We start from the raw sequence: 26,086 nt of genomic DNA on the forward strand, positions 1-26,086 counted from the left end.
AGGCCGTGCAGCGGGGGCGACGGGCTGGTCGGCAAGGATTGGCACGGCATGAACCTGTTGCAACGCATCTCCTGCGCGTTCGGCAAGCACCGGCGCGATCGCCATAGCGTCTGGCATGACGGCGACACGTTCCGCAGCGTCTGCAAAGGCTGCCGCGAGCCGATGATGCGCGATTACCACGGCTGGCACATGGTCGGCGAGGTGCGGCCGGAGCGGCAGACGGCGGGGAAGTAAAGCGCGGTGTTTGCGTGCCGGTCATATCCCTCGCCTTCGCTCGGGACGAACGGAGAGTAGATCAGGGTAGGGGATGCCTCCCACACCCCGGACACCCCGGATCCTTCGGCAGCGCGATCGTGCGGAAGCGAAAGGCGAGCGCATCGACCAGCAGCAGCTTGCCCGCGCTGTCGTCCCCAAAACCGGTGATCGCGCGCAGCACCTCCAGCGCGGCGAGGCTTCCCATCACCCCTGCCATCGCGCCGAGCACGCCGGCCTCCGCGCAACTCGTCTCGGGCCGGTCGGGATCCTGCCCGACGAAGCAGCGGTAGCAGGGCTTGTCCGCCTCCCACCCGCGAAACACGCCGAGCTGCCCCTCGAACTGCGCGACCGCCGCCGACACCAGCGGCACGCGCGCGGCGAGCGCCGCGTCCGCCACCGCCAGCCGCGTCACGAAGCTGTCGGTGCCGTCGAGCACCACCTCCGCGCCCGCGATCAGCGTGGCGGCGTTGCCGGCATCAAGCCGGGCGCTGCGCTGCTCGACGTGGACGTGCGGGTTGAGCCGCGCCACCGCCGCCGCCGCTGCCGCGACCTTGGGCGCGCCGACATCGTCGCCGCCGAAGAGGGTCTGGCGTTGCAGGTTGGAGAGATCGACCCGGTCGTCGTCGATCAGGATCAGCGTGCCGATACCTGCGGCGGCGAGATACTGGATAGCGGGCGAGCCGATGCCGCCGGCACCCACCACCGCGACCGAGGCGGCGCGCAGCCGCGCCTGACCCGCGCCGCCGACCTCGCGCAGCACGATATGACGGGCATAACGCTCAAGCTCAGCGTCGCTCAGCGTCATCCACGCCAATCATAGACGAGCGTCGTGCGATACCACATCATGCCCGCACGCGCCTGAAGGTTGGCGCGCGCGAAGCTGGTGACGAGCCCGGCGCTATATTGCTCGACCGTCGGGCAATCGATCGCACGCGGCACAGCGCGGCGGATCGCACCGTCGCCATCGACCAGCGCCGCGACATCGACCTTGACGACGTAGTGGCCGTCCGCCGGTTTCGGCACTGCGCAGCGCCCGGCGGTGATCTCGTCCGCGACGAACTTGTCGAGCGGCGCGGTGATCGCGGGCGGGGCGACATAGGGCAGCGGCGCCAGCGCGGACCAGTCGGTCGGCAACGGCGGCGCATCGGCGGCCTGCACGAACGCCGCCAGCAGCAAGGCGAGAGCAACCATCACGACCCCGTCGATCCGAAACCACCAACCCCGCGCACCGTCTCGTCAAGTTCATCGACCTCGTCCAGCACCGCGCGCTGGACGGCCGCAGGGACGAGCTGGGCGATACGGTCGCCGCGCGCGATCTCGAACGGCGCGTCGCCGAGATTGGCGAGGATCACCTTTACCTCGCCACGATAATCGCTGTCGATCGTGCCGGGCGTGTTGAGACAGGTGATACCGTGTTTGAGCGCGAGGCCGGAGCGCGGGCGCACCTGCACCTCGAACCCCGGCGGGATCGCCATCGCAAAGCCGGTCGCCACCGCCGCGCGCGCGCCGGGCGCGAGCGTCAGCGTTTCCGCCGCCACCACGTCCATCCCCGCCGCGCCGGCGGTCGCATAGCCGGGCAGGGGGAGTCCCTCGCCATGATCGAGGCGCTTGATGCTGATGGCGACCGGCGGCTGCATGGCGCGTATCTTAGCAAGCCACGGGCATTTGTCTAATCGCCGAGCGTGGCGAGGATCCGTTCGGCGAGCGCGCGCGCGACCGCATCCTTCGACATGCGCGCCCAGCTTTCCACGCCGGTCGCGGTGATGAGGTGGACGGTGTTGTCACTTCCGCCCATCACGTCGCCCGACACGTCGTTGGCGACGATCCAGTCCACGGTCTTGCGTGCGCGTTTGGCGGTGGCGTGTTCGATCACCCGCTCGGTCTCGGCGGCGAAACCGATCAGCAGGCGCGGGCGGCGCGGATTGGCGGCGAGCCCGGCGAGGATGTCGGGGTTCTCGACCAGCCGCAGCGTCGGCGTGCCCGCGCCTTTCTTGATCTTCTGCCCGCTCGCCTCGACTCGCCAGTCGGCGACCGCGGCGACCAGCACGGCGGCATCGGCGGGGAGCGCCGCCTCGACCGCCGCCGCCATCTCGCGCGCGGTCTCCACATCGATCCGGTCGACGCCCGGCGGGGTGGGGAGCGTCACCGGCCCTGCCACCAGCGTCACGCGCGCGCCGAGTGCGGCCAGCGCGGCGGCGATCGCGAAGCCCTGTTTGCCCGAGGAGCGGTTGGCGATGTAGCGCACCGGGTCGATCGGCTCATGCGTCGGCCCGGCGGTTATGAGGATGTGCGTCACGCGCGCCGGGGCCGCTGTGTGTTGTTCGGGTCGCGCGCCAAGTTACGCAGCGGCCCCGACCTGCGCCGGGGCGACGGATTCTGCGCCGTCACGCCAGCGCCTGCTGGATCGCCATCAAAATCGCTGCCGGCTCGGGCAGCCGCCCCGCGCCGAACTCGCCGCAGGCCATCGGCCCTTCGTCGGGCTCCAGCACCGTCAGCCCGTCGCCACGCAGAGTTGCGACGTTGCGGCGGGTGGCGGGGTGCTGCCACATCCGCACGTTCATGGCGGGCGCGACCAGCACCGGCTTGTCGGTGGCGAGCAGCACCGTCGTCGCGAGATCGTCGGCCATCCCCGCCGCCATTTTCGCCATCAGATCGGCGGTGGCGGGCGCGACGACGATCAGATCGGCCTCGCGGCTCAATTGGATATGCCCCATCTCGGCCTCGTCCTTGAGATCCCACAGCGAGGTGAACACCTGGTTCTCGGACAGCGCCGCCAGCGTCATCGGCGTGACGAACTGCTGCGCGGCGGCGGTCGGCACGCAGCGCACCGAAATGCCCGCCTTGCGGCACAGCCGGATCAGCTCGCACGCCTTGTACGCGGCGATGCCGCCGCCGATGACGAGCAGGATCTTCACCGCACCACCCGCGTGACGGTGATGCGCCGCCCCCCGGCCGATGCGCGCACGAGGTCGCGTACCCCATCGGGCGCGAAGGCGAGGCCGATGAGGAGCATGGGCGCGATCATCAGCCCCCAATAGAAGGTGTCGGCGCGCGCGAACAGCGCGATCAGCACCGCATAGGCGGCGAGCGTGGCGAAGGTGCGCAGGCCAAGCGCGCTGTCCCACGCCGCCCAGCCCGCCAGCGCCAGCGCGCCCAGCGGCGGCGCCAGCACCAGCGGCAGCAGCGTGAGCGCGGTCGACTCCGCCATCGCCTTGGCAAAGAAACCAAAGCCCATCATCCCGCTCCAGCCGGGCGAGGCGGGGTCGGTGACATGCACCACCTGCGCCACCGCATGCGCATGCAGCGCCACCACCACCGCCAGCACGCCGAGCGTCGCCACCCAGCCTGCACCCTCGCGCCGCTGCCCTTGCGCGAACGCCAGCACCGCCATGATCGCGACGTAGAGCGCGGCGGTCTCGCGGATCAGCATCGCCATCATCCCGAACGCCGCCGCCTCGACCCAGCGCCCCGGCCGGCGCAGCGCCAGCGACAGCGCGATCAGCAAGCCGCCCCAGATTTCGTGAAACGCGGCGAGATCACCCTGGACGAACGCCGCCATCCCGCCGGCCAGCAGCACCAGCGCCGCCACCAGCGGCGGCCGCCGCGTGAACGCCGCGCGCAGCCGCAGCCACCACGCCGCGAACGTGCCGAGCGCGAGCAGGTCGAGCAACACCAGCATCGTGCCGTGCGACACCGCCGCCTCGATCACCGCCAGCGTCGGCAGGCGGAAGGTGACGAACGGCTTGAGCGGATAATCGCCCGAACGCAGCGATCGCGCGGTGACGCTGTAATAGTCGCCGCCGGCGCGCACGCCCTCGACGATAGACTGGTAGAGGTTGAGGTCGGTCTGCCCCGGATGGACCGGAGCATCGGCGGGGACGGGCAGCGTCAGCGCGAGGAAGCTCGCCGCGATCAGCAGCGCGAGGCCCGCGAGCGCAAGCCGCGCCTGCGTGCGCGTGGCGCGCGCGAAGCGGCTGGGGCGGGCGAGCCACAGCGGGGCGGCCGTGCGCGCCACCGGATCAGTGCAGCGCCAGCCACGCGGCGGCGAAGCTCACGCCCGCGCTCACCACCGCGACCAGTACGTAGCGCATCGCGCTGCGCCGGCTCGACCCCAGCACCGCGATCGGCCGCATCGGCGGCTCGGGCGGGGCGCCGCCGGGCGAGGGGAAGTGCCGTTCGATATTGCGCACCAGCTCGGGGATGCGCGCGAGCGTGCGCAGATCGGTGATGAGCCGATCCGCCACCGCCGCCTCCGGGCCGAGTTCGGTCCGGATCCACTCGCGCACGAACGGCGCGGCGGTGTCCCACAGGTTGATGTCGGGGTTGAGGCTGGTGGCGACGCCCTCGACCATCACCATCGTCTTTTGCAGCAGCAGCAGGTGCGGCTGGGTGCGCATGTCGAAATCGCGCGTGATGTTGAACAGGCTGTCGAGCATCATGCCGATCGACATGTCCTTGACCGCAAGGCCCCGCATCGGCTCGCCGACCGCGCGCAACGCCGTCGCGAACTCCGCGACATTGTGGTGCGCCGGCACATAGCCCGCCTCGAAATGGATCTCCGCCACGCGTTTGTAGTTGCCGGTGATGAGCCCGTAGAGGATCTCCGCCAGCCATACCCGCGCGCGCCGGTCGATCCGGCCCATGATGCCGAAGTCGATCGCCGCGATCTGCCCTTGCCCGTTGGCGCCGGGCAGCGCGAACAGATTGCCCTGGTGCATGTCGGCGTGGAAGAACCCTTCCGCGATCGCCTGGCGCAGAAAGGCGTGGACCAGCGTGTCGGCCAGTCTGGGCAGATCATAACCCGCCGCGACCAGCGCGGCGCGGTTGGAGAGCTTGATGCCGTCGATCCATTCGAGCGTCAGCACCTTGCCGGTGGTGCGCTGCCAGTCGATCTTGGGCACGACGAAATCGGGTTCCGCCGTCATCGCATCGGCAAGTTCGGAGGCGGAGGCCGCCTCGCGCCGGAAATCGAGCTCGCGCGCGGTCCAGCGCTTGAAGGTGGCGATGACGAGGCGCGGGCGCAGCCGGGCGAGTTCGCCGCCCCCCTCTTTGCTACTTAGGGCTTCCACCTGCGCCGCCGCCCATTCATAGGTGTCGATGGCGCGGGTGAAATCGTCCTCGACACCGGGGCGTAGCACCTTGACCGCGACCTGCCGCCCGTCGGTCGTGACCGCGCGGTGGACCTGCGCGATCGAGGCGGCGCCGACCGGCACCGGGTCGATCGAGGCGAACAACGTCGCGGGGTCGCGCTGGAACGCCTTGGCCATCGCCGCGTGGATCGTCTCGAACGGCAGCGGCGGCAGCGCGTCCTGCAAGCGCAGCAGATCGTTCGCGGCCTCGTCACCGACGATGTCGGGGCGGGTCGCCAGCGTCTGGCCGAGCTTGATCGCGGCGGGGCCGATCGCCTGCAACGCATCGGCATAGCGCGGCACCGCCGGCACGCGTGCGCCCAACCGCGCCAGCCGCACCAGCCGCTTGACCGGCGTCGGCGTGTTGGGATCGCGCTCGATGCCCTGAAGCGCGCCGTGGCGTGCGAGGATACGGCCCCATTTGAGGAGCCGCCAGAGGTGGACGGCGGGGGCGGTCATCGCACTCCCTCTCCCATCGGGAGAGGGAGGGAGGCGCGAAGCGCCGGAAGGGTGAGGGCGACCACGAGCCCACGCTGACCCTCACCCGACCTCGCTACGCTCGGCCACCCTCCCCCACAGGGAGAGGGATTCACCGTCGCCACGCTCAAATCTTCCAGCCGCTGTGGATCGCCACGAGCCCGCCCAGCATCGGCTCGACCTTGGTCTGCACGAAACCCGCGTCACGGATCATGCCTTCGAAGGTCGGCATGTCGGGGAAGCGGCGAATCGATTCGATCAGATAGCGGTAGCTGTCGGCATCGTTCGCGAGCAGCTTGCCGAGCGGCGGCACGATCTTGTGCGAATAGGCATCGTACACCTCGGCAAAGCCCGGCCACAGCGTGGTCGAGAATTCGAGGCAGAAGAACCGCCCGCCGCGCCGCAGCACGCGGTGCGCCTCGCGGAGAGCGGCGGGAATGTCGGTCACGTTGCGAATGCCGAACGCGATCGTATAGGCGTCGAAGAAGCGATCGGGGAATTGCAGCGTCTCGGCATTGGCCTCGGTCCACACCAGACCGTCGATCCCGCGCTTGGCGGCGCGTTCCATGCCGACCTTGAGCATCTCCGCATTGATGTCGGCGACGGTGATCGACGCGCCCGAAGGCTCCATGCGGAACGCGATGTCGCCGGTGCCGCCCGCCATGTCGAGGATCGCCTCACCGCCACGCGGCTTCACGCGGCGCACGAAACGGTCCTTCCAGATGCGATGCATGCCGCCCGACATGGCATCGTTCATCAGATCGTATTTTGCCGCCACGTTGGAGAAGACGCCGCCCACCCGGGCGGTCTTCTCGTTGGCGGGAATGTCTTGGTAGCCGAAGGATACTGTGTCGCTCATGCCCCCGCTCTAGCGACGCCTTGTGGCGCGGGCAAACGCAACCTAGCTGTTCGGCCACACCCACATCCGTTCGACCATCGACTTCGCTCGGGACGAACGGCGGAGTCGAACTGCGCATGCCAGAGCTTCCCGAAGTCGAGACGACCGTGCGCGGGCTGACGCCGGTGCTGGAGGGGCAGCGGCTGACGCTGGTCGAGACGCGCCGCGCCGATCTGCGCCGTCCGTTCCCGCCCGATCTGCGCCAGCGCCTCACCGGCGCGCGGGTGACGGCGCTCGGGCGGCGCGCCAAATACGGGCTGATCGACACCGATCGCGGGGACACCATGGTCTTCCACCTCGGCATGTCGGGGCGATGGCGAGTCGATCCGGGCGAGCTTCTGCCGCATGACCACCTCATTCTCGAAACCGAAGCGGGGCGGCGGCTCGCTCTGAACGATGCGCGGCGGTTCGGCTCGGTCGATCTGGTGGCGACCGAAGGGCTCGCCGCCTATCCGCCGTTCCTGGGGCTGGGGCCGGAGCCGCTCGGGGCGGACCTCACCGCCACCTATCTCGCCACCGCGCTCGCCGGGCGAGTCGCGCCGATCAAGGCGATGCTGCTCGACCAGCGGATCGTCGCTGGCTTGGGCAACATCTATGTGTGCGAGGCTTTGTTCCTCGCGCGGATCAGCCCGAAACGCGCGGCGGGCACGCTTTCGCGCGCCAGGCTCAAGCGGCTGGTCGAGGCGATTCGCGTGGTGCTGCTCGCCGCGATCGAGGCGGGGGGCTCGACCTTGCGCGACTATGCCCGCCCCGATGGCGAACTCGGCTATTTCTCCAAGCAATTCGCGGTCTATGGCCGCGAAGGCGAGCCGTGCGCGTGCGGCGGCGTGGTGGAACGCTATGCCGACGGGGGCCGATCGACCTTCTGGTGCCCGCGTTGCCAGACGTGAGGTGGCGACGGTTCGACAGCTAAACTCTTGACCGAATCCGGGGGACTGTCTAAGGGGCCTGCCTTCCAGCGCGGGGACTGATCCCGGCGCGTCACCGATTTCAGACCCAGAGGGCTTCATGGCCAATACGCCACAGGCGAAAAAGCGAATCCGGCGCAACGCGAACCGCGCCATTGTGAACGGCAACCGTGTCGGTCGCATCCGCACCTTCGTGAAGAAGGCGGAAGCCGCTCTGGCAGCGGGCGACAAGACCGCAGCCACCGCTGCGATGTTGGCCGTGCAGCCCGAACTCGCGCGGGGCGTCGCCAAGGGCGTGCTCCACAAGAACACCGCGTCGCGCAAATTCTCGCGACTGACGAAGCGCCTCGCTGCGCTCGCCTGATTTTTTCGAGATCGGGGACGAAATAGCCCGCCCGGGAACGCCCGGGCGGGCTTTTCTTGCGTCTGCGCGAGATCGCTACCCGACCCCCTCTGGCACCACCGATATGGCCGTTCGCGGGCCTATCGCACAAAGCTAGGATTCTCCGCGATTCGCGCGACGCCTGCGTAACGGTCTGCACGATAAATATCGCGATTGCAGCCACTTATAAGATTTTTGACGGGAAACCTTGGCCAATTTCGAGTCAATGGGATTATTTCAGAAATCTGACGGCTGCGGCCATTGATCGAATCATCCCGATCTTCATAATCACCCCTCGAAGCGCGGACGATCGTTCGCGCACTCCAATTGAGAGCGTCGCCGGACGAACGGGATGTGATTCCGTTTGAGGGAGCGTTTGTCTGATTTGCGGTCGCTGCGCGGTCGTGGCCGAAAGAAAGGTTTTGCGTGAACGGAATGGGGGCCAGGGCAGCGTTACGCGCGGACGATCGGGGCGAGCAGGGCGAGATCGCGCGCGCCTGGATGGTCGTTCGGTCGCATCTGCGCGAATCGGCTGGCGTCCGGCTGTTCGACAAATGGCTCAAGCCGATCGAGCTGATCGAGGACGACGAGAACGGCGTGGACGCGGTGCGGCTCGCGCTGCCCTCGGCGTTCATGGCGAACTGGGTCAGCAATCATTATGCCGACCGGCTGTTGCAGGAATTCCGTGCGCAGATTCCGGGCGTGCGCAGCGTATCCATCGAGACCCGTTCGGCGACGCCGCAGCTGCAGACGCTGCGTGCCGATTCGGCGACGGTAGCCGAAGTGCCGGTTCTCCGCGCGCTTCCGGCCGCCGTCGCCACCCCGGCGGCAGCGGTGGCGACGGCAGAGCGCCCGCCGCTCGACCAGCGCTTCACCTTCGATCGCTTCGTGGTTGATGCCTCGAACCGTGTCGCCTTCAACGCCGCCCGCGCTTTGGCCGAGCCGGGCGTGCCGCGCTTCAGCCCGTTGTTCCTTCACGGCGGCACCGGACAGGGCAAGTCGCACCTGATGCACGCGATCGGCGCGGCCTATCTCGAGGCGGTGCCGGGCGCACGCGTGATCCTGATGTCGGCCGAGCGATTCATGTTCGAGTTCGTCCAGGCGCTGCGTGCGCGCGACACGCACAGCTTCAAGGCGCGGCTGCGTTCGGCCGATCTGCTGCTGATCGACGACCTCCAGTTCATCGCCGGCAAGGATTCGACGCAGGAAGAGTTCTTCCACACGATCAACGAGGTGATGGGCGCGGGCAAGCGGCTCGTCATCAGCGCGGATCGCTGCCCGCAGGATCTCGACGGGGTTGAGGCGCGGATCACCTCGCGGCTGTCGTGCGGCCTCGTCGCCGATATCAAGTCGCCCGATCTGGCGCTGCGCCGCGCGGTGCTGACGCGCAAACTCGCCGACATGCCCGGCGTGACCGTGCCGGCCGAAGTGTTCGACCTGCTCGCCAACCGCATCACCGCGAGCATCCGCGATCTGGAAGGCGCGCTCAACCGCGTCGTCGCCTATTCGCAGCTCACCGGCGATGCGATCGATCTCGAGTTCGCGGTGTCGACGCTCGGCGAAGTGCTGCGCGGTGCCGAACGCCGCGTGACGATCGACGAGATCCAGAAGGCGGTGTCGGCGCATTTCGACCTCAAGCCGGTCGATCTCGTCTCCGCGCGGCGCGCGGTGGTGATCGCGCGCCCGCGCCAGATCGCCATGTACCTCGCCAAGCGGCTGACGACGCGCTCGCTGCCCGAGATCGGCCGCAAGTTCGGCGGCCGCGATCATTCGACCGTGATCCATGCGGTGCGCCGTATCGAGGAACTGCGCGACAAGGATCGCGAGATCGACACCGCCGTACGCACGCTGCTGCACACGCTGGAGAACTGAGCGCCTGCTAATCCCCGGCGAAGGCCGGGTTCAGTCGGCAAGACTCTTGTAGAGGAGCGCAGCGCCAGTTTGCCACGGCTGCGTAACTGCACCCCCGCCTTGGCCGGGGAACGGCGCTGGGCTCGGTGCCCGCAGGCCTTCGTGCCCAACCCGAACCGTTCGTGCCGAGCGCTGGCCGGTTACCTCTGCGCGAACCTCACCGTTCGTGCCGAGCGAAGTCGAGGCACCTGCGCAGGTGCCTCGACTGCGCTCGGCACGAACGGGGAGGGGGCCGGCCCCTCCGCATCCTAATTCACGGCATAACCCGCGTCGTCGCCGCATAGAGCGCGATCGCGGCGGCGTTGGAGACGTTGAGGCTCTCCATCCGCGGCGAGATCGGCAGGCGGCCGAGTTCGTCGCAATGCGAGGCGGTGTTCTGCCGCATGCCTTCGCCCTCCGCGCCGAGCACCAGCGCCACGCGCTGCAAGCCCATCGCCTGATCGAGCGTCTGCGTCGCTTCGCCCGCCAGCCCCACGCGCCAGAAGCCGGCCTCGGCGATCTCGTCGAGCGCGCGGGCGAGGTTCACCACGCGCACCCACGGCACCAGCTCCAGCGCGCCCGAGGCCGCGCGCGCGATCGTGCCCGATTCGGGCGGCGCGTTGCGATCGGGCGTGACGATGCCGAGCGCGTCGAACGCGGCGGCCGAGCGCAGGATCGCGCCGACGTTGTGCGGATCGGTCACCTGATCGAGCACCAGCAGCGGGCGGCGATCGTCCGCGCCCTGTTCGAGCAGATCGGCGAGCCACATGTCCTCGAGCGGATCGACCTCCGCCACCAGCCCCTGGTGCGGCGCGTCCGACGGCACCAGCCGCGCGAGATCGGTGACCTCGGCATAGACGATCGGGATCACCGGCGGGATGTCGAGGCTGGCGATCGCCTCGCGCGTCGCCCAGATCTTGCGCACGACGCGGTCGGGATTGGCGAGCGCCGCCGTAACCGCATGGCGGCCCCAGAAGCGCGGGCGGCCGGCGGGCGCCTGCGAGGGGCGATGTCCGCGCCGCGCCATCAGCGTTGCGCCCGCATGGGGGAGAGGGGGGAGACGATCATATTGGGTCCACTCGGAAGGGGCCGGAGCCGGAATACACGCCGTCCGGTATGCGTCGCGGTGCCCGCATGCAAGTCTCCGCCGTTTTTCCGCGCGCTTGGGCGTTGACAGCAGGGCTTCGGATCGGCATTGGCACGCCTCGCTTTTTGGCGGCCCAACTGGACAGGTGGCCGAGTGGTTAAAGGCAGCAGACTGTAAATCTGCCCGTGCAAGCGTACGCTGGTTCGAATCCAGCCCTGTCCACCATCCTCCCGCCGAACCACCGGCGGCTCCGCGCCGGCTGATCGCCGTCTCGCGCACCCCGACATCATCGATCATCGCCGCTTTTCGAAGCGAATTGGCAGCCGCGTGTTTTCGGGCTAAGCCGTGCAGCGAAGGCCGGTTCGACCGGCCTTCGCTGATCGCGCCGGTGCCCCGCGAGGGGCTTCAATGGGAATGCGGTGCGGGGGTTCGCCCCCAATGCCGCGGCTGTCCCTGCAACTGTAAGCGGTGAGCGAGATGCGCAACGCCCGTCGCACGACGGGCATCCACTGGGCCGCCGCGCCTGGGAAGGCGCGCATCGAGCTTCGACCCGCGAGCCAGGAGACCTGCCGACGTCTGGTCGCTCTTGCCTTGGTCCAGGGGATGGTCACGGCACGGTAATTCTCCGTCTGAGCGACGAAACCGTGCGGCTGGGGCTGCATCGGTTCGCGGCAACGAGCGCCCTCCCGCGCCCGCCCGTCGTCGCGTGCCGAGCCGAACTGTCGGCCCCCGCCTGTCGTCGCTGTGGCGCGAAGGGGAAGAAACCGTGTCCGACCTGCTCAAGATACCCGTCACCATCGTCACCGGCTTTCTGGGGGCGGGCAAGACCACGCTGATAAGCCACCTGATCCGGAGCGCGGGCGGACGGCGGCTCGCGGTGATCGTCAACGAATTCGGCACACTCGGCGTCGATGGCGATATCCTCAAGGGCTGCGCGATCCCCGATTGCCCGGCCGAGAACGTGATCGAACTCGCCAACGGCTGCATCTGCTGCACCGTCGCGGACGATTTCATCCCCACGGTCGAGACTTTGCTCGCGCTCGACCCCCGGCCCGACCATATCCTGATCGAAACGTCGGGGCTCGCGCTGCCCAAGCCGCTGCTCAAGGCGTTCGACTGGCCGGCGATCCGCTCGCGCATCACGGTCGACGGGGTGATCGCGCTTGCGGACGCCGAGGCGGTCGCCGCCGGTCGGTTCGCGCCCGATGTGGCGGCACTCGACGCGCAGCGCGCCGCCGATCCGAGCGTCGATCACGAGACGCCGCTGTCCGAGGTGTTCGAGGATCAGCTCGCCTGCGCCGACATGGTGCTGCTGACCAAGGCCGATCTCGCCGGCGCGGACGGCGTGGCGGCGGCGCGCGCGGTCATCGCCGCCGAAGCGCCGCGCCCGCTGCCGGTGGTCGAACTGATCGAGGGCGTGATCGATCCGGCGGTGATCCTCGGCCTCAACGCGGCGGCCGAGGACGATATCGCCGCACGCCCCTCGCACCACGACGGCGAGGACGATCACGAGCATGACGATTTCGACAGCGTCGTGATTGAACTGGGCGAGATCGCCGCGCCCGAGGATCTCGCCGCGCGCGTCGAGGCGCTGGCGAACGCGCACGCCATCCTGCGCGTGAAGGGCTATGCCAGCGTGGCGGGCAAGCCGATGCGGCTGCTCGTCCAGGCGGTCGGCGCGCGGGTGCGCACGCAATACGACCGGCCGTGGCGCGTGGGCGAGCCGCGCGCGACGCGGCTGGTGGTGATCGCCGAACAGGGGCGGATCGACCTACCCAAGATCACGGCGGCGCTGGCGGGCTGACGCCATGCACGTCGTCTTTCGCGAGACTCACGGGCTGGACGAGACGGCCACGCCGCAGGATCTCGCGCAGAGCCCGGCCGATCTCGTGATGCTGTCCTTTTCCGACAGCGATCTCGGCGCGTTCGCGGCCGGGTGGCGACGTGGGCGCGCGACGCTGCCGGGGCTGCGGCTCGCCAACCTCGCCCGGCTGACGCACCCGCTGTCGGTCGATACTTACCTCGATCGCACGCTGTCGGGGGCGAAGGGCGTGTTGGTGCGGCTGATCGGCGGGCAAAGCTACTGGACCTATGGGTTGCAGCAGCTCGGCGCACTGGCGCGCGCGCGGGGCATCGCTCTGGCGGTGCTGCCGGCGGACGGGCGCGCCGATACGCGGCTCGACGCGGTGTCGACGCTGCCGGTGGAGACGCTGCGCCGGCTTGCCGAACTGTGCGATACCGGCGGCGCGGTGGCGGCGCAGGCGGCGCTGGCAGACCTCGCGCGCGCGGCGGGGTTCGATGTCGCGCCTGTCGCGGGGGCAGGAGCGATCGCCGAAGTCGGCGCGTGGCGGCCGGAGGAGGGCGTGACGTGCCCGGCGGCGTTCCTGCTGGGGGCGCCGCGGCCGGTGATCCTGCTGGTGTTCTACCGGTCGTATCTGACGGCCGCCGATCTGCACCCGATCGAGGCGCTTTATGCCGCCTTTGACGCGCGCGGGTTCGACGTGATCGGGCTGTTCGCGCCGTCGCTCAAGGCGGAGAGCGCGCGCGGCTGGCTGCGGCGCTGGGCGGCGGCGCTCAGCCCCGCCGCGATCGTCAACGCCACCGCCTTCTCCGCGCGCGGCGAGGAGGATGCCACCCCGCTCGACGTCGCGGGCGTGCTGGTGTTCCAGGTCGCGCTCGCCACCTCGGATCGGGCGGCGTGGGCTGAAGCCGCGCGCGGGCTGTCGCCGGCCGATCTCGCGATGCACGTCGTCCTGCCCGAGGTCGACGGACGGCTGTTCGCAGGCGTGGCGAGCTTCAAGGCCGAGTCCGCGCCCGACGCCGATCTCCAGTTCGCCCGGCGTGAGCATCGCGCCGAGCCAGCCCGCATCGCCGCGATCGCCGATCGAGTCGCGGCGTGGACGCGGCTCGCGCACACGCCGGTCGCAGCGCAGCGGCTGGCGGTGGTGGTCTCGACCTATCCGGGCAAGGCGTATCAGATGGCGCATGCGGTCGGGCTCGACGCGCTGGCCTCGGCCGAGGCGATCCTCGCCGATTTGGCGCAGGCGGGCTATGCGGTCGTGCGTGGGGAGGGGCTTGCCGACGCGCTCGGCACCGCGCGACTCGCATGGCCGGTGGCGGCGTATCGCGCGGCGCTGCTGCACCTGCCCGACGTGTTGCGCGACGATCTCGCCGCACGCTGGGGCGCGATCGAGGACGATCCGGCGGTGCATGACGGCGCGTTCCACTTCGCCGTGGTGGAGCGCGGTGGCGCGATCGTCGCGTTGCAGCCCGAGCGCGGCGACACCACCACGCGCGCAGGCGACTATCACGATCTCTCCGCCTGTCCGCGCCACGCTTACGTCGCTTTCTATCTGTGGCTGCGCGCGCGGGGCATAGACGCGCTGATCCATGTCGGCGCGCACGGCACGCTCGAATGGCTGCCGGGCAAGGCGGTCGCGCTGTCCGAGGCGTGCTGGCCCGAGGCGCTGACGGGCGCGCTGCCGGTGGTCTATCCGTTCATCGTCAACGATCCCGGCGAGGCGGCACAGGCCAAGCGGCGGATCGGCGCTGTCACGCTCGGCCACGCGCCGCCGCCACTCGCGCGCAGCGGTGCGGGTGCGGGCCTGGGCGGGCTCGAAGCGCTGCTCGACGAGTTCTCCAACGCCGATGGGCTCGACCCGGCACGGCGCGGGCGGTTGCAGGCCGACATCCGCGACGAGGCACGCGCGGCCGGGCTGGAGGAGACGCTCGGCCTCGATCGTGCGCTATCGGATGCGGCGGCGATCACGCGGATCGACACGTTCGTGTGCGACGTGAAGGACAGCCAGTTCGGCGACGGGCTCCACATCTTCGGGCGTGGCAATCACGGCGCGGGCGAGCGCGCCGGGCTGCTGGCGGCCTTGCAGGGGCGGCGGGTCGCGCCCGGGCCGTCGGGTTCGCCGTGGCGGGGCCGCGCGGACGTGTTGCCGACCGGGCGCAACCTCTACACCACCGATCCGCGCGCGGTGCCGTCGCGCTCGGCGCATGCGCAGGGCGTATTGCTCGCCGACGAGCTGATCCGCCGCCACTTGCAGGATCATGGCGATTACCCCCATGCGCTGGTGGTCGATCTGTGGGCGTCCGCGACGATGCGCACGGCAGGCGAGACGTTCGCGATGGCGCTCCACCTGCTCGGCGTCGAGCCGGTGTGGGACATGCAGTCGGACCGGGTGACGGGCATCGAGATCCTGCCGCTCGCCCGCTTCGATCGCCCGCGCATCGACGTGACGTTGCGCGTGTCCGGGCTGTTTCGCGACGCCTTCCCGACGCTGTGCGCGATGTTCGCGCAAAGCGTCGCGGCGCTGGCGGCGCGCGACGAGCCGGCCGATTGGAACCCGTTCGTCGGGCATGCGCCGTCATCGCGCGTCTATGGCCCCGCGCCGGGGCGCTACGGCATCGGCATGGGCGACGCGGGCGAGACCTATACCGATGCGGCGCGGCAGGCGGCGGGCGAGGCGTGGTTAACGTCGTCAAGCCACACAAGCGACGGCACGCGCGATCCCGCCGGGCTGGCACGGCGCGTCGCCGCTGCCGATGCGTTCGTGCACGTGCAGGATCTGCCGGAGACCGATCTGCTGCTCGCGGCCGATTATGCCGCGCACGAAGCCGGGTTCGCGGCGGCGCAGGCGGTGACGGGTGGCGCGGCGGCGCTCTACCATCTTGACGCGCGTGACCCGGCGGCAGTGCGCGCGCGGCCGCTGCGCGAGGAGATCGCCCGCGTCGTGCGGGCGCGGGCGGCGCATCCCGGCTGGATCGACGGCATGATGCGCCACGGCTTTCGCGGCGCCGCCGAGATCGCGGCGACGCTCGATCATCTCGGCGCGTTCGCGCATCTCGCGGGGGCGGTCGGGCCGGAGCTGTTCGACGCCTATTACGACGCGACGCTCGGGCGGGAGGACGTGCGCGCCTTCCTCGCGAGCGCCAACCCGGCGGCGCTGGCGGCGCTCGAGGCGCGGTTTGCGGCGCTCCATGCGGGCGGGCTGTGGCCGACGCGGCGCAACTCAATTCTCGCGGGATTGGGCGCGTCATGAGCGTGGTCAAAGGCTGGTGCCCCGATGCGTGGCATCCGATGGCGGCGGGCGACGGTCTGCTCGTGCGGGTGCGCCCGCGCCTCGCCCGGCTGACGCGCGATCAGGTGCTCGGCCTGTGCGCGGCGGCCGTCACTTATGGCAACGGTCAGATCGACGCGACCAGCCGTGCCAACCTCCAGATCCGCGGCGTTGCGGAAGGGGCCTGGCGGGCGCTGCTCGAACGGCTCGGCGCGTTCGATCTGATCGACGCCGATCCCGCGCGGGAAGCGCGCGCGCTGCTCGTCGCGCCCGAGTGGCGAGTGGGCGACGACACGCATCGCATCGCCAGCGAACTGCTGGCGCGGCTGGACGACCTGCCGGAGCTGCCGGGCAAGTTCGGCTTCGTGCTCGACGCGGGCGCCGCGTCAGTGCTGGCGAGTGATCCCGGCGATATCCGCATCGAGCGCGGCGAAGGCGGCGGGCTGATCCTGCGCGCGGATGGTCGTGCAACCGGCGTGGCACTCGCTCCCGGCGGGGAGATCGACGCGCTGATTACGCTCGCCGACTGGTTCGTGGCGAGCGGCGGCGGCGCGGCGGGTCGCATGGCCCGGCACCGTGCGGAGTTGCCCGGCTGGGCCGCTGGGGACATCCGCCCGGCATCGCCGACACCCGCACCGGAGCCGATCGGCCGCACGCAGGGTCTGCCGTTCGGCCGCATCGACGCAGGCGAGATGGCGCGCTTCATCGCCGACCATCCGGTCGCGGCGGTGCGGGTGACGCCGTGGCGGACTTTGATCTTCGAAGGGCTCGCGCCGGAGCCTGTGCCGCACGATGCCGCAACGGTTAGCGTCGACGCCTGTGTCGGCGCGCCGGCCTGCCCGCAGGCGATCGTCGAGACGCGCACGCTCGCGCGCCACCTCGCGCCGCACGTTGCGGGCACGCTCCACGTCTCAGGCTGCGCCAAGGGCTGCGCGCGGGCACGCGCGGCCGATGTCACGTTGGTCGGGCGGGGCGGCCGCTTCGATCTCGTCACGGGCTGCCGGGCGGGCGATGCGCCGGTCCGCACCGGCATGACCGTCCCCGACATTCTCGCCCACTTTGGAGCCGACTTTGCCTTATAGTTACGAAACCGATGGCGCGGCGATCTACCGCCAGTCCTTCGCGACCATTCGCGCCGAGGCCGATCTCGCGCGCTTCGCGCCTGAGGAGGAGATCGTCGCGGTGCGGATGATCCACGCCGCCGGCATGGTCGATCTCGCGGCGCTCATCCGCTTCTCGCCCGGACTCGCGGCACGCGCGCGGGCAGCGCTTGAGGCGGGCGCGCCGATCCTGTGCGATGCGCGCATGGTGAGCGAGGGGATCACGCGCACGCGCCTGCCGGCCGACAATGCGGTGATCTGCACGCTGCGCGATCCGCAGGTGCCCGAGCTTGCGCGCGCGATGGGCAACACGCGCTCGGCCGCGGCGCTGGAGTTGTGGCGGCCGCATCTCGCTGGCGCGATTGTGGCGATCGGCAACGCTCCCACCGCCTTGTTCCATCTGCTCAACATGCTCGAAGATCCGGCATGCCCGCGCCCGGCGGCGATCATCGGCTGCCCGGTCGGCTTCGTCGGCGCGGTCGAATCGAAGGCGGCCCTGTGGGCGGCGCAGCCGGTGCCGTGCGTGGTGGTCGAGGGGCGGCTCGGCGGCAGCGCGATCACCGTCGCTGCGGTCAACGCTCTGGCGAGCCGCACGGAATGACGATGGGGACGATCCACGGCGTCGGCCTCGGCCCCGGCGCGCGCGACCTGATGAGCGTGCGTGCCGACCGGCTCGTGCGCGGCGCACGCCACGTCGCCTATTTCCGCAAGGCCGGGCGGATGGGGCAGGCGCGCACCATCGTCGAGGGCATGTTGCGCGACGACGTGGTCGAATACGCGATGCAATATCCGGTCACGACCGAAATCCCGGTGTCGGACCCGCGCTATAACGATCGGCTCGCCGCCTTCTACGCGGACTGCATCGCGCATCTCGCCGCCCTTGCGCGCGGCGGCGAGGATGTGGTGGTGCTGTGCGAGGGCGATCCGTTCTTCTACGGCTCGTTCATGCACCTCTACACGCGGCTGTCGGGGCTTGCGCCGGTCGAGGTCGTGCCGGGCATCACCGGCATGTCAGGCGCATGGACCGCGAGCGGCGCGCCGATCACCTGGGGCGACGACGTGCTGACCGTGCTGATGGGGACAATGCCCGAGGACGATCTCACCCGCCGCATCCGCGATACCGATGCGTTGGTGGTGATGAAGATCGGCCGCCACCTGCCCAAGCTGCGCCGCGCGGTCGCCGCCGCCGGACGGGAGGGCGCGGCGTGGTTGGTCGAATATGCCGCGATGGCCGAACAGCGCGTGACGCGGCTCTGCGATGCGGAGACGGTCGCGCCCTATTTCTCGATCCTGCTGATCCACGGGCAGGGGCGGCGACCGTGAGCGGTTGGCTCGCCATTGCCGGGCTCGGGCCGGGAAACGTCGCGCTGGTGACGCCCGAAGTCAGCGATGCGCTCGCGCAGGCGACCGACGTGGTCGGCTACATCCCCTATGTCGCGCGCATTGAGCCGCGTGCCGGGCTGACGCTGCACGCCAGCGACAACCGCGTCGAACTCGACCGCGCCGCGCATGCGCTTGCGCTGGCGGCGGCGGGCGCACGCGTGGTGGTGGTCTCGTCTGGCGATCCCGGCGTGTTCGCGATGGCGGCGGCGGTGTTCGAGGCGCTTGAGGCTGGCCCCGAGGCGTGGCGCGAACTCGATATCCGCGTGCTGCCGGGCATCACCGCGATGCTGGCGGCGAGCGCGCGCGCGGGCGCGCCGCTCGGCCACGATTTTTGCGCGATCAACCTGTCGGACAATCTCAAGCCGTGGTCGCTGATCGAACGCCGCGTGCGGTTGGCGGCAGAGGCGGACTTCGCGATCGCCTTCTACAATCCGCGTTCGAAGGCGCGGCCGGACGGGTTCGGCCGTGTGCTTGAGGTGTTGCGCGCAACCTGCGGCGACGCCCGCCCGGTGCTGTTCGCGCGCGCGGTGTCCACGCCCGAGGAAATCCTGACCATCGTTCCGCTACCTGATGCGAAGGCGGAGATGGCGGACATGCGCACGGTCGTCATCGTCGGATCGAGCCAGACGCGGGTGATCCCCCGCGCCGGCAGCCCGATCCTCTACACGCCGCGTTCGGCATGACGGTCGATCCACGCCAGCACCTCGCCGACATGGTGCCGTTCCTCGCGGGGCGGCACGGCGGGTCGGTCGATCAGCAGCACCGGCAGCGACAGCGCGCGTGCGGCGATCAGCTTGGCCTGCGCGCCGGTCCCACCGGCGTTCTTGCACAGCACGAGGTCGATGCGGTGCGCCTCGATCAGCCGCCGGTCGCCCTCGGCATCGAACGGGCCGCGATCCACCACCAGATCGTGATGCGGCAGCGTGGGCGCGTATTTGGGCGTATCGACGAAGCGGAGCAGATAGTGGTGCTGCGGCTGCGCGGCGAAGGCGTCGACGTGCATCCGCCCGAGCGCGAGCAGGATGCGGCGCGGCGGCCCGGCCAGCGCCGCCACCGCCGCCGCCACATCGGCCACATGCGTCCAGCGATCGCCCGTGACCGGCTGCCACGCCGGCCGGGTCAGCGCGACGAGCGGCACGCCAGCCAGCGCGGCGGCGGCGACTGCATTGGTGCTCATTCGCGCCGCGAAGGGGTGGGTCGCATCGACGAGATGCGTGACGCTCTCCGCGCGCAGATAGTCGGCGAGACCCTCCACCCCGCCGAACCCGCCGACGCGCACCGGCACCGGCTGCGCTTTCGGCGCGGCGGTGCGGCCGGCGTAGCTCAGCACCGCATCGTCGCCGCGCTCCGCCAAGGCGGCGGCGAGCGCGCTGGCTTCGGTGGTGCCGCCGAGGACGAGGATGTTGGGCATGGCTGATGCTCCCTGGCTGACGATCGTCGGCATTGGCGAGGACGGCGTCGCGGGCCTGTCCGATGCCGCCCGCGCCGCGCTGGCGGCGGCCGAGATCGTGACGGGCGCGGCCCGCCACCTCGCGCTCGCGCCGGGTCTTACGGGCGAGGTGGTGCCGTGGCCAGTCCCGTTCGATGCGGGGGTGCCGTGGTTGCTCGGCCAGCGCGGACGGCGCGTGGTGATGCTGGTGTCGGGCGATCCGTTCTGGTTCGGCGCGGGCAGCGTGATTGCGCGGCACCTCACCGCCGACGAATGGGTCGCGCATCCCGCGCCCTCGACGTTCAGCCTCGCCGCCGCGCGGTTGGGCTGGCCGATCGAGACGACCGTGTGCCTCGGCCTCCATGCCGCGCCGTTCGCGCGGTTGCGGCCACACCTCGCGAACGGGCAACGCGCGCTGGTGCTGGTGCGCGACGGTGCGGCGGTGGACGGGCTGGCGGCGTATCTTTGCGCGCAGGGTTTCGGCGCGTCGCATCTGCATGTGCTGGAGGCGCTCGGTGGACCGCGCGAACGCATCCGCGCGGCGACTGCGGACGCGCTGGCGTTCGACGATATCGCGCATCCGGTCGCAGTCGGCGTTGTTGTAGCTGGCGAGGGGGCGGCGCTACCCCACGCCGCCGGCCGGCCCGATCATTGGTTCGAGCATGACGGCCAGATCAGCAAGCGCCCAATCCGCGCGCTGACGCTCTCCGCGCTCGCGCCCAAACCGGGCGAGCATCTGTGGGATATCGGCGCGGGATCGGGGTCGATCGGTATCGAATGGCTGCTCGCCCACGCCACCACCCAGGCGACTGCGTTCGAAGCCGATCCGGTCCGCGCCGCACGCGCGCGCGGCAATGCCGAGGCGCTGGGGGTCGATCGGCTGCGTGTGGTCGAGGGGCGTGTGCCCGAAGTGCTGGCGGGGCATGCGCCGCCCGATGCGGTGTTCGTTGGCGGTGGGCTGTCCGACGATCTGCTCGCCGCCCTGGCGATGCTGCCGGCGGGCACGCGGCTGGTCGCCAATGCGGTGACGCTCGAATCAGAGGCGCTGCTGACGGCATGGCAGGCATGCAAGGGCGGCGAGCTGTTGCGGATCGAGCTGTCGCAGGCCGCGCCGATCGGATCGCGGCGCGGCTGGCGCGCGAGCTATCCGGTCGTGCAGTGGAGCGTGGTGCTGTGATCGTCGCCGGGTTCGGTTTCCGCGCCGCTACTGATGTGGATGCGCTGCGGGCAGCGCTGGCGCTCGCTCAGGCGGGTCAGCCGGCGGTCGCGGCGCTGGCTGCGCCTGCCGACAAGACGCCCATCATCCAGTGTCTCGGGCTGGTGCTTGGTCTGCCCGTCATCGCCGTTTCGCCAGAGGCGCTGTCGGCTGCATCGACGCTGACCCGATCCGCCGCCAGCGTGCAGGCGCGCGGCGTAGGCAGCGTGGCGGAAGCCGCCGCGCTCGCCGCCGCCGGGCCGGGCGCACGGCTGCTCGGCACCCGTCAGATCTCCCCAGACCGGATGGCGACCTGCGCCATCGCGCAAGGAATGCCCTCATGACCGTCCACTTCATCGGCGCCGGCCCCGGCGCGCCGGATCTGCTCACGCTGCGCGGTCGCGACCGCATCGCTGCCTCGCCGGTGTGCCTCTACGCGGGATCGCTGGTGCCCGAGGCGCTGCTCGATCATTGTCCGCCCGGTGCGCGCATCGTCAACACCGCGCCGCTGACGCTCGATGCGATCATAGACGAGATCGCGGCGGCGCACGAAGCCGGCCACGATGTCGCGCGGCTGCATTCGGGCGATCTGTCGATCTGGTCGGCGCTCGGCGAGCAACTCCGCCGGCTGCGCGCGGCGGACATCCCGTTCACCATCACCCCCGGCGTGCCGGCCTTCGCCGCCGCCGCCGCCGAACTGGAGGTCGAGCTGACCCTGCCCGGCATCGCGCAATCGGTGGTGCTGACCCGCACCCCCGGCCGCGCCAGCGCGATGCCTCCCGCCGAGACGCTCGCCGCGTTCGCGGCGACCGGGGCGACATTGGCGATCCACCTCTCGATCCACAATCTCGATCATGTCGTCGCCGAACTCACCCCCGCTTACGGCGCGGACTGCCCGGTCGCCGTGGTGTGGCGGGCGAGCTGGCCTGACCAACAGATTGTGCGCGGGACGCTCGCCACGATCAGCGATGCGGTGGCGGGCCGGCCCGAGCGTACCGCGCTGATCTTCGTTGGGCGCGTGCTCGACGAGACCGGCTTTGCGGAGAGCAGCCTCTACGCGCCCGGCTACGACCGGCGCTTCCGTCCGCAAAGTGCCGACTCACGTTTCGCCGGGGGTGAGGCATGACGCCCGGCCTGATGATCGCCGCGCCCGCGTCGGGCACCGGCAAGACGACGGTGATGCTCGGCCTGCTCCGCGCGCTACGCGAGGACGGTATCACGGTGCAGCCGTTCAAGAGCGGTCCCGATTACATCGATCCCGCCTTTCACCACGCCGCCAGCGGGCGCGCGTCGTTCAACCTCGATAGCTGGGCGATGCCGCTTGCGATGATGGGCGACATCGCCGCCAAGGCGCACGATGCCGAGATCGTGCTGGCGGAAGGGTCGATGGGGCTGTTCGACGGCGTGGCGAAGCCCGGCGCGACCGGCAACGGCGCGAGCGCGGATGTGGCCAAGCGGATGGGCTGGCCGGTTGTGCTGGTGATCGACGTGTCGGGGCAGGCGCAATCGGCGGCGGCGACCGCGCTCGGCTTCGCGCGCTACGATCCCGATCTGGTGGTGGCGGGCGTCATCCTCAATCGTGTGGCGAGCCCGCGCCATGAGCGGCTGGCGGTCACGGGCATGGCCGCGGCGGGCATCCGCGTGTTCGGCGCGCTGCCGCGTCGCGGCGACCTGAAACTGCCCGAGCGGCACCTCGGGCTCGTCCAGGCGATCGAGCATCCCGATCTCGACGCGCGCATCGCGGACTATGCCGCGTTCCTGCGCGCGCACGTCGATATCGAGGCGCTGCGGGCCGTGGCGACTGCCGCAGCAACCGCGCCGATGCCCGCCGCCATCACGCCGCCGCCCGCGCAGCGGATCGCGCTGGCGCAGGATGCGGCGTTCTCGTTCGTCTATCCGCATATGCTCGACGGCTGGCGGCGGGCGGGGGCGGAGGTCCTGCCGTTCTCCCCGCTCGCCGATGAAGCGCCCGCCGCCGATGCCGATCTGGTGTGGCTGCCCGGCGGCTATCCCGAGCTGCACGCCGGACGGCTGGCGGCAGCGCGGACCTTCCACGCCGGTCTCGAACGCCATGCGCGTACCCGGCCGATCCACGGCGAGTGCGGCGGCTATATGGTGCTGGGCGAAGGACTGATCGATGCCGAGGGGGTACGCCACCGCATGGCCGGGCTGCTCGGGCTGGTGACGAGCTATGCGCAGCGCCGCATGCACCTCGGCTACCGCCGCGCGACGCTCGCCGCGCCGATCGCCGGGCTCGGCGCGGGCGCGGTGCTGACCGGCCATGAGTTTCACTATTCGACCATCCTCGACCAGCCCGACGCGGCGCTCGCGCACGTTACCGACGCGGACGGGACAGCGGTGGCGGAGAGCGGATCATATCGCGGTCACGTCTCCGGTACGTTCTTCCACATGATCGGACAGGCGGGATGATCGACCTCCACCTGATCGGCATCGGCACTGGCGATCCCGACCATCTTACCGCAGCGGCGCGCGCCGCGATGAACGCGTCGGATGTGATCCTGCTGCCACGCAAGGGGGACCGCGCCGCCGATTTGCTTGAGCTGCGCCGTGGCCTGTGCGTCGCCGTCCTCACCGGGTCGACGCGCGTGGTCGAGTTCGATTTGCCCGAACGCGATGCCGCCGCGCCGTATCGGGAGGCGGTCGATGCATGGCACGACGCGATCGCACGGGCGTGGGCGGCGCAGATCGCGATGCATCTGCCGGATGGCGGGCGGCTGGCGCTGCTCGTGTGGGGCGACCCGTCGCTCTACGACAGCACCTTGCGCATCGCCGAACGGCTGCGCGGGGACGGCATGGCAATGCGCGTGCAGGTGGTGCCGGGGATCACCGCCGTACAGGCGCTGACGGCAGCGCACGCGATCCCGCTCAACGATCTCGCCGCGCCGGTGCTCGTCACCACCGGGCGGCGCTTGCGCGACGGCGGCTGGCCGCAGGGTGTCGATACGCTCGCGGTGATGCTCGACGGCGGCACCGCGTTCGAGACGCTGGCGGCGGAGGGGGTGGAGATCTGGTGGGGCGCCTATCTCGGCATGCCGCAACAGGCGCTGGTCGCCGGTCCGCTCGCCACCGCCGGGCCGGAGATCGCTCGCCGCCGCGCCGACCTGCGCGCGGAGCACGGCTGGATCATGGACGTGTACCTGCTGCGCCGCGCACGCCCGGTCGCGCCGGTGTTCGACGCGGCTTTCGAAGCGCGTTTCGCCGAACTGCTGCGCTGGCGGCGCGACGTGCGCCATTTTCGAACCGAGACCGTTAGCGAGGAGGCGATGCGGCATCTGCTCGACAGCGCCGCGCTCGCGCCGTCGGTCGGCAATGCGCAGCCGTGGCGGTTCGTGCGGGTGCGCTCGCCCGGCCTGCGCGCCGCGCTCGCCGATCATGTCGATGCCGCCAGCGCCGCCGCCGCGCTGACGTTCGCCGATGCCGATCGGCAGGCGCGACACCGCGCGTTGAAGCTGCACGGCCTGCGTGAAGCCCCCGAGATCGTCGCGGTGTTCTCGGACGAGGCCCCGGCCGCCGGCCACGGCCTCGGCATCGCCACCATGCCCGAGGCGCTGCGCTATTCGACCGTGATGGCGATCCACACGATCTGGCTCGCCGCCGCCGCGCGCGGGATCGGGCTCGGCTGGGTGTCGATCCTCGATCCCAACGCGGTCGCCGCCTTGCTGGACGTGCCGCACGGCTGGACGCTCGTCGGGCTGCTGTGCATCGGCTACCCGGCCGAACCAGCGGCGGTGCCCGAACTCGAACGGCGCGGCTGGCAGGCGCGCGAGGCCGTCGCCGATCGCGTCGTCGAACGCTAGGCGCTCTGCCGCACCTCGATCTCGTCGAGGCGTTGCCAGCGGAAGATCGCCCAGCTCGCCAGCCAGCACAACGCGAACAGCGCGATGATGCCGAAGCCGAGCAGGTTGAACCGCCCGCCAAGGTCCGCCGCCGCCGACCAGACGCCACCGCGCAAGCCGAGCTTGTCGGCAAGCAGCGACAGCGTCTCGATCCCGCCGATCACGATCGCCACCGCTGCCGATACGGCGGTGATGGTGATGTTGTAGTAAAGCTTGCGGATCGGCTTCACGAACGCCCATTCGTAGGCGCCCAGCATCAGGATGCCGTCGGTGGTATCGACCAGCGCCATCCCGGCGGCGAACAGCACCGGCAGCACCAGCACCGGGCCGATCGCGAAGGCGTGGCTGGCCTGCGCCGCCGATAACCCAAGGATCGCGACCTCGGTGGCGGTGTCGAAGCCCAGCCCGAACAGGAAACCGAGCGGCGCCATGTGCCAGCTCGTCGACACCAGCCGGAACAGCGGCCGGAACAGCCGCGCGAGCAGCCCGCGCCCGCCGAGCAACATGTCGAGATCCTCATCGACATAGACCCCGCCGGCGCGGACATGCTGGAAGGTGCGCCACACCGAGCGCAGGATAACGAGGTTCATCGCCGCGATGGTGAACAGGAACCCGGCCGACACGATCGTCGCGACCACCCCGCCGGTCGCCTTCAGCGCCTCGAACCGGGCGAGCGCCGATGCGGTGAAGGCGATGCCGACCGAGGCGAGCAGGATGATCGTGCTGTGCCCGATCGCGAACCAGAAGCCGACCGTGGCGGGGCGCTTGCCGTCCTGCATCAGCTTACGCGTGACGTTGTCGATCGCGGCGATATGATCGGCATCGACCGCGTGGCGCAGGCCCAGCCCCCAGGCGAGCAACGCGGTGCCGAGCATCAGCGGCTGTGCGTGGAACAGCGCGAACGCCCAGATCCAGGCGCCGATGTTGGCGGCGATCAGAAAGGCGTACAGTCCGCCGATCCTGCGGCGAAGCGGTGTGTCCTGTGGTGGCATCGACCTTCATCCCCCGGGCGCCTCAGCAACGTCGG

Annotated in this window: 24 protein-coding genes, 1 tRNA gene, 2 pseudogenes and 1 riboswitch; of the genes and pseudogenes, 17 read left to right on the top strand and 10 right to left on the bottom strand. The window is 70.6% G+C overall.

What is annotated here, in order from left to right; all coding sequences use genetic code 11:
- Nucleotides 1-48 precede the first annotated feature (48 nt).
- A complete protein-coding gene (locus tag AC3ANX_RS06875) occupies nt 49-234 on the top strand; it encodes a hypothetical protein (RefSeq protein ID WP_488336253.1) in 186 nt (61 codons plus the stop codon).
- Nucleotides 235-295: 61 nt separating this feature from the next.
- Here the strand turns inward: AC3ANX_RS06875 and AC3ANX_RS06880 are convergent, their stop codons facing one another.
- From AC3ANX_RS06880 to AC3ANX_RS06910, 7 genes and pseudogenes are all read right to left on the bottom strand, one after another.
- Nucleotides 296-1,060, bottom strand: a complete 765-nt coding sequence (locus tag AC3ANX_RS06880; protein WP_488336254.1) for a HesA/MoeB/ThiF family protein — start codon at nt 1,058-1,060, stop codon at nt 296-298.
- Nucleotides 1,057-1,446 (bottom strand): hypothetical protein, encoded by a 390-nt coding sequence (locus AC3ANX_RS06885; protein ID WP_488336255.1) that lies wholly within the window; start codon nt 1,444-1,446, stop codon nt 1,057-1,059. Before AC3ANX_RS06885 ends, AC3ANX_RS06880 begins: the two co-directional genes overlap by 4 nt.
- Nucleotides 1,446-1,892 carry a dUTP diphosphatase gene (gene dut / locus AC3ANX_RS06890; protein ID WP_488336256.1) on the bottom strand — a complete coding sequence of 149 codons (447 nt, stop codon included), beginning with the start codon at nt 1,890-1,892 and terminating at the stop codon, nt 1,446-1,448. The genes AC3ANX_RS06885 and dut overlap by 1 nt, the downstream gene beginning before the upstream one ends.
- 32 nt (nt 1,893-1,924) lie before the next feature.
- Nucleotides 1,925-3,170 (bottom strand): annotated as a pseudogene (locus tag AC3ANX_RS06895) (bifunctional phosphopantothenoylcysteine decarboxylase/phosphopantothenate synthase).
- The gene (locus AC3ANX_RS06900) at nt 3,167-4,270 is read right to left on the bottom strand and encodes a hypothetical protein (RefSeq protein ID WP_488336257.1); all 1,104 of its coding nucleotides are present in this window, start codon (nt 4,268-4,270) and stop codon (nt 3,167-3,169) included. Before AC3ANX_RS06900 ends, AC3ANX_RS06895 begins: the two are co-directional and overlap by 4 nt.
- Nucleotides 4,271-4,274: 4 nt before the next feature.
- Nucleotides 4,275-5,843, bottom strand: a complete 1,569-nt coding sequence (ubiB, locus tag AC3ANX_RS06905) for a 2-polyprenylphenol 6-hydroxylase (RefSeq protein ID WP_488336258.1) — start codon at nt 5,841-5,843, stop codon at nt 4,275-4,277.
- Between the two features lie 145 nt (nt 5,844-5,988).
- Nucleotides 5,989-6,720 carry a class I SAM-dependent methyltransferase gene (locus tag AC3ANX_RS06910; RefSeq protein WP_488336259.1) on the bottom strand — a complete coding sequence of 244 codons (732 nt, stop codon included), beginning with the start codon at nt 6,718-6,720 and terminating at the stop codon, nt 5,989-5,991.
- A gap of 116 nt (nt 6,721-6,836) precedes the next feature.
- Here AC3ANX_RS06910 and mutM point away from each other — a divergent pair, with 116 nt between their 5' ends.
- From mutM to dnaA, 3 genes are all read left to right on the top strand, one after another.
- Nucleotides 6,837-7,649, top strand: coding sequence for a bifunctional DNA-formamidopyrimidine glycosylase/DNA-(apurinic or apyrimidinic site) lyase (mutM, locus tag AC3ANX_RS06915; protein WP_488336260.1), 813 nt, complete (start codon nt 6,837-6,839; stop codon nt 7,647-7,649).
- 118 nt (nt 7,650-7,767) lie between these two features.
- Complete coding sequence (gene rpsT / locus AC3ANX_RS06920) at nt 7,768-8,031, top strand: 30S ribosomal protein S20 (protein ID WP_488336261.1); 264 nt, start codon at nt 7,768-7,770, stop codon at nt 8,029-8,031.
- Nucleotides 8,032-8,484: 453 nt separating this feature from the next.
- Complete coding sequence (dnaA, locus tag AC3ANX_RS06925; protein WP_488336901.1) at nt 8,485-9,921, top strand: chromosomal replication initiator protein DnaA; 1,437 nt, start codon at nt 8,485-8,487, stop codon at nt 9,919-9,921.
- A 292-nt stretch (nt 9,922-10,213) separates the two neighbouring features.
- On the opposite strand, the gene rlmB is transcribed toward dnaA, so the two are convergent.
- Complete coding sequence (rlmB, locus tag AC3ANX_RS06930; RefSeq protein ID WP_488336262.1) at nt 10,214-10,966, bottom strand: 23S rRNA (guanosine(2251)-2'-O)-methyltransferase RlmB; 753 nt, start codon at nt 10,964-10,966, stop codon at nt 10,214-10,216.
- Between the two features lie 199 nt (nt 10,967-11,165).
- Here rlmB and AC3ANX_RS06935 point away from each other — a divergent pair.
- The 7 genes from AC3ANX_RS06935 (at nt 11,166) to cobJ (ending at nt 19,261) form a co-directional block, all read left to right on the top strand.
- A tRNA-Tyr gene (locus AC3ANX_RS06935) sits at nt 11,166-11,251 on the top strand.
- A 146-nt stretch (nt 11,252-11,397) separates the two neighbouring features.
- Nucleotides 11,398-11,614, top strand: a riboswitch (cobalamin riboswitch).
- Between the two features lie 178 nt (nt 11,615-11,792).
- Nucleotides 11,793-12,830 carry a cobalamin biosynthesis protein CobW gene (cobW, locus tag AC3ANX_RS06940; protein ID WP_488336263.1) on the top strand — a complete coding sequence of 346 codons (1,038 nt, stop codon included), beginning with the start codon at nt 11,793-11,795 and terminating at the stop codon, nt 12,828-12,830.
- A 4-nt stretch (nt 12,831-12,834) separates the two neighbouring features.
- Entirely contained in the window at nt 12,835-16,077 is a 3,243-nt protein-coding gene (gene cobN, locus AC3ANX_RS06945; protein ID WP_488336264.1) for a cobaltochelatase subunit CobN, read from the top strand.
- Nucleotides 16,074-17,177 (top strand): cobalamin biosynthesis protein CobG, encoded by a 1,104-nt coding sequence (locus AC3ANX_RS06950; RefSeq protein WP_488336265.1) that lies wholly within the window; start codon nt 16,074-16,076, stop codon nt 17,175-17,177. Before cobN ends, AC3ANX_RS06950 begins: the two co-directional genes overlap by 4 nt.
- Nucleotides 17,167-17,796, top strand: a complete 630-nt coding sequence (locus tag AC3ANX_RS06955; RefSeq protein WP_488336266.1) for a precorrin-8X methylmutase — start codon at nt 17,167-17,169, stop codon at nt 17,794-17,796. Before AC3ANX_RS06950 ends, AC3ANX_RS06955 begins: the two co-directional genes overlap by 11 nt.
- Nucleotides 17,793-18,518 carry a precorrin-2 C(20)-methyltransferase gene (cobI, locus tag AC3ANX_RS06960; protein WP_488336267.1) on the top strand — a complete coding sequence of 242 codons (726 nt, stop codon included), beginning with the start codon at nt 17,793-17,795 and terminating at the stop codon, nt 18,516-18,518. Before AC3ANX_RS06955 ends, cobI begins: the two co-directional genes overlap by 4 nt.
- Nucleotides 18,515-19,261: a precorrin-3B C(17)-methyltransferase gene (gene cobJ, locus AC3ANX_RS06965; protein WP_488336268.1), complete on the top strand. Its 747-nt coding sequence runs from the start codon at nt 18,515-18,517 to the stop codon at nt 19,259-19,261. The genes cobI and cobJ overlap by 4 nt, the downstream gene beginning before the upstream one ends.
- On the opposite strand, the gene AC3ANX_RS06970 is transcribed toward cobJ, so the two are convergent.
- Complete coding sequence (locus tag AC3ANX_RS06970; protein WP_488336269.1) at nt 19,240-19,989, bottom strand: cobalt-precorrin-6A reductase; 750 nt, start codon at nt 19,987-19,989, stop codon at nt 19,240-19,242. The two genes, cobJ and AC3ANX_RS06970, sit on opposite strands and share 22 nt — an antisense overlap.
- Between AC3ANX_RS06970 and cbiE the strand changes: the two genes are divergently transcribed.
- The 6 genes and pseudogenes from cbiE to bluB all read left to right on the top strand — a co-directional run bounded on the left by cbiE (nt 19,979) and on the right by bluB (nt 25,020).
- A complete protein-coding gene (gene cbiE / locus AC3ANX_RS06975; protein WP_488336270.1) occupies nt 19,979-21,184 on the top strand; it encodes a precorrin-6y C5,15-methyltransferase (decarboxylating) subunit CbiE in 1,206 nt (401 codons plus the stop codon). The two genes, AC3ANX_RS06970 and cbiE, sit on opposite strands and share 11 nt — an antisense overlap.
- The gene (locus AC3ANX_RS06980) at nt 21,181-21,546 is read left to right on the top strand and encodes a cobalamin biosynthesis protein (RefSeq protein ID WP_488336271.1); all 366 of its coding nucleotides are present in this window, start codon (nt 21,181-21,183) and stop codon (nt 21,544-21,546) included. Before cbiE ends, AC3ANX_RS06980 begins: the two co-directional genes overlap by 4 nt.
- Complete coding sequence (cobM, locus tag AC3ANX_RS06985) at nt 21,543-22,328, top strand: precorrin-4 C(11)-methyltransferase (RefSeq protein ID WP_488336272.1); 786 nt, start codon at nt 21,543-21,545, stop codon at nt 22,326-22,328. The genes AC3ANX_RS06980 and cobM overlap by 4 nt, the downstream gene beginning before the upstream one ends.
- Nucleotides 22,325-23,632, top strand: coding sequence for a cobyrinic acid a,c-diamide synthase CobB (locus AC3ANX_RS06990; protein ID WP_488336273.1), 1,308 nt, complete (start codon nt 22,325-22,327; stop codon nt 23,630-23,632). The genes cobM and AC3ANX_RS06990 overlap by 4 nt, the downstream gene beginning before the upstream one ends.
- Nucleotides 23,629-24,375: pseudogene (cobF, locus tag AC3ANX_RS06995) on the top strand (precorrin-6A synthase (deacetylating)); the annotation flags it as partial. The gene AC3ANX_RS06990 and the pseudogene cobF, both read left to right, overlap by 4 nt.
- Nucleotides 24,349-25,020 (top strand): 5,6-dimethylbenzimidazole synthase, encoded by a 672-nt coding sequence (gene bluB, locus AC3ANX_RS07000; protein WP_488336902.1) that lies wholly within the window; start codon nt 24,349-24,351, stop codon nt 25,018-25,020. The pseudogene cobF and the gene bluB, both read left to right, overlap by 27 nt.
- Here the strand turns inward: bluB and AC3ANX_RS07005 are convergent.
- Nucleotides 25,017-26,051, bottom strand: a complete 1,035-nt coding sequence (locus AC3ANX_RS07005) for a HoxN/HupN/NixA family nickel/cobalt transporter (RefSeq protein WP_488336274.1) — start codon at nt 26,049-26,051, stop codon at nt 25,017-25,019. The genes bluB and AC3ANX_RS07005 overlap by 4 nt on opposite strands.
- Between the last annotated feature and the right edge of the window lie 35 nt (nt 26,052-26,086).

The organism is Sphingomonas sp. BRN-1R, from assembly GCF_057748035.1.

What these genes read in the sequence shown, in the direction of transcription:
- AC3ANX_RS06875 (WP_488336253.1), top strand. Translation starts at nt 49, where the DNA reads ATGAACCTGTTGCAACGCATCTCCTGCGCGTTCGGCAAGCACCGGCGC.
- AC3ANX_RS06880 (WP_488336254.1), bottom strand. Translation starts at nt 1,060, where the DNA reads ATGACGCTGAGCGACGCTGAGCTTGAGCGTTATGCCCGTCATATCGTG.
- AC3ANX_RS06885 (WP_488336255.1), bottom strand. Translation starts at nt 1,446, where the DNA reads ATGGTTGCTCTCGCCTTGCTGCTGGCGGCGTTCGTGCAGGCCGCCGAT.
- dut (WP_488336256.1), bottom strand. Translation starts at nt 1,892, where the DNA reads ATGCAGCCGCCGGTCGCCATCAGCATCAAGCGCCTCGATCATGGCGAG.
- ubiB (WP_488336258.1), bottom strand. Translation starts at nt 5,843, where the DNA reads ATGACCGCCCCCGCCGTCCACCTCTGGCGGCTCCTCAAATGGGGCCGT.
- AC3ANX_RS06910 (WP_488336259.1), bottom strand. Translation starts at nt 6,720, where the DNA reads ATGAGCGACACAGTATCCTTCGGCTACCAAGACATTCCCGCCAACGAG.
- mutM (WP_488336260.1), top strand. Translation starts at nt 6,837, where the DNA reads ATGCCAGAGCTTCCCGAAGTCGAGACGACCGTGCGCGGGCTGACGCCG.
- rpsT (WP_488336261.1), top strand. Translation starts at nt 7,768, where the DNA reads ATGGCCAATACGCCACAGGCGAAAAAGCGAATCCGGCGCAACGCGAAC.
- dnaA (WP_488336901.1), top strand. Translation starts at nt 8,485, where the DNA reads ATGGGGGCCAGGGCAGCGTTACGCGCGGACGATCGGGGCGAGCAGGGC.
- rlmB (WP_488336262.1), bottom strand. Translation starts at nt 10,966, where the DNA reads ATGGCGCGGCGCGGACATCGCCCCTCGCAGGCGCCCGCCGGCCGCCCG.
- cobN (WP_488336264.1), top strand. Translation starts at nt 12,835, where the DNA reads ATGCACGTCGTCTTTCGCGAGACTCACGGGCTGGACGAGACGGCCACG.
- AC3ANX_RS06950 (WP_488336265.1), top strand. Translation starts at nt 16,074, where the DNA reads ATGAGCGTGGTCAAAGGCTGGTGCCCCGATGCGTGGCATCCGATGGCG.
- cobI (WP_488336267.1), top strand. Translation starts at nt 17,793, where the DNA reads ATGACGATGGGGACGATCCACGGCGTCGGCCTCGGCCCCGGCGCGCGC.
- cbiE (WP_488336270.1), top strand. Translation starts at nt 19,979, where the DNA reads ATGTTGGGCATGGCTGATGCTCCCTGGCTGACGATCGTCGGCATTGGC.
- AC3ANX_RS06970 (WP_488336269.1), bottom strand. Translation starts at nt 19,989, where the DNA reads ATGCCCAACATCCTCGTCCTCGGCGGCACCACCGAAGCCAGCGCGCTC.
- cobM (WP_488336272.1), top strand. Translation starts at nt 21,543, where the DNA reads ATGACCGTCCACTTCATCGGCGCCGGCCCCGGCGCGCCGGATCTGCTC.
- AC3ANX_RS06990 (WP_488336273.1), top strand. Translation starts at nt 22,325, where the DNA reads ATGACGCCCGGCCTGATGATCGCCGCGCCCGCGTCGGGCACCGGCAAG.
- bluB (WP_488336902.1), top strand. Translation starts at nt 24,349, where the DNA reads ATGGACGTGTACCTGCTGCGCCGCGCACGCCCGGTCGCGCCGGTGTTC.
- AC3ANX_RS07005 (WP_488336274.1), bottom strand. Translation starts at nt 26,051, where the DNA reads ATGCCACCACAGGACACACCGCTTCGCCGCAGGATCGGCGGACTGTAC.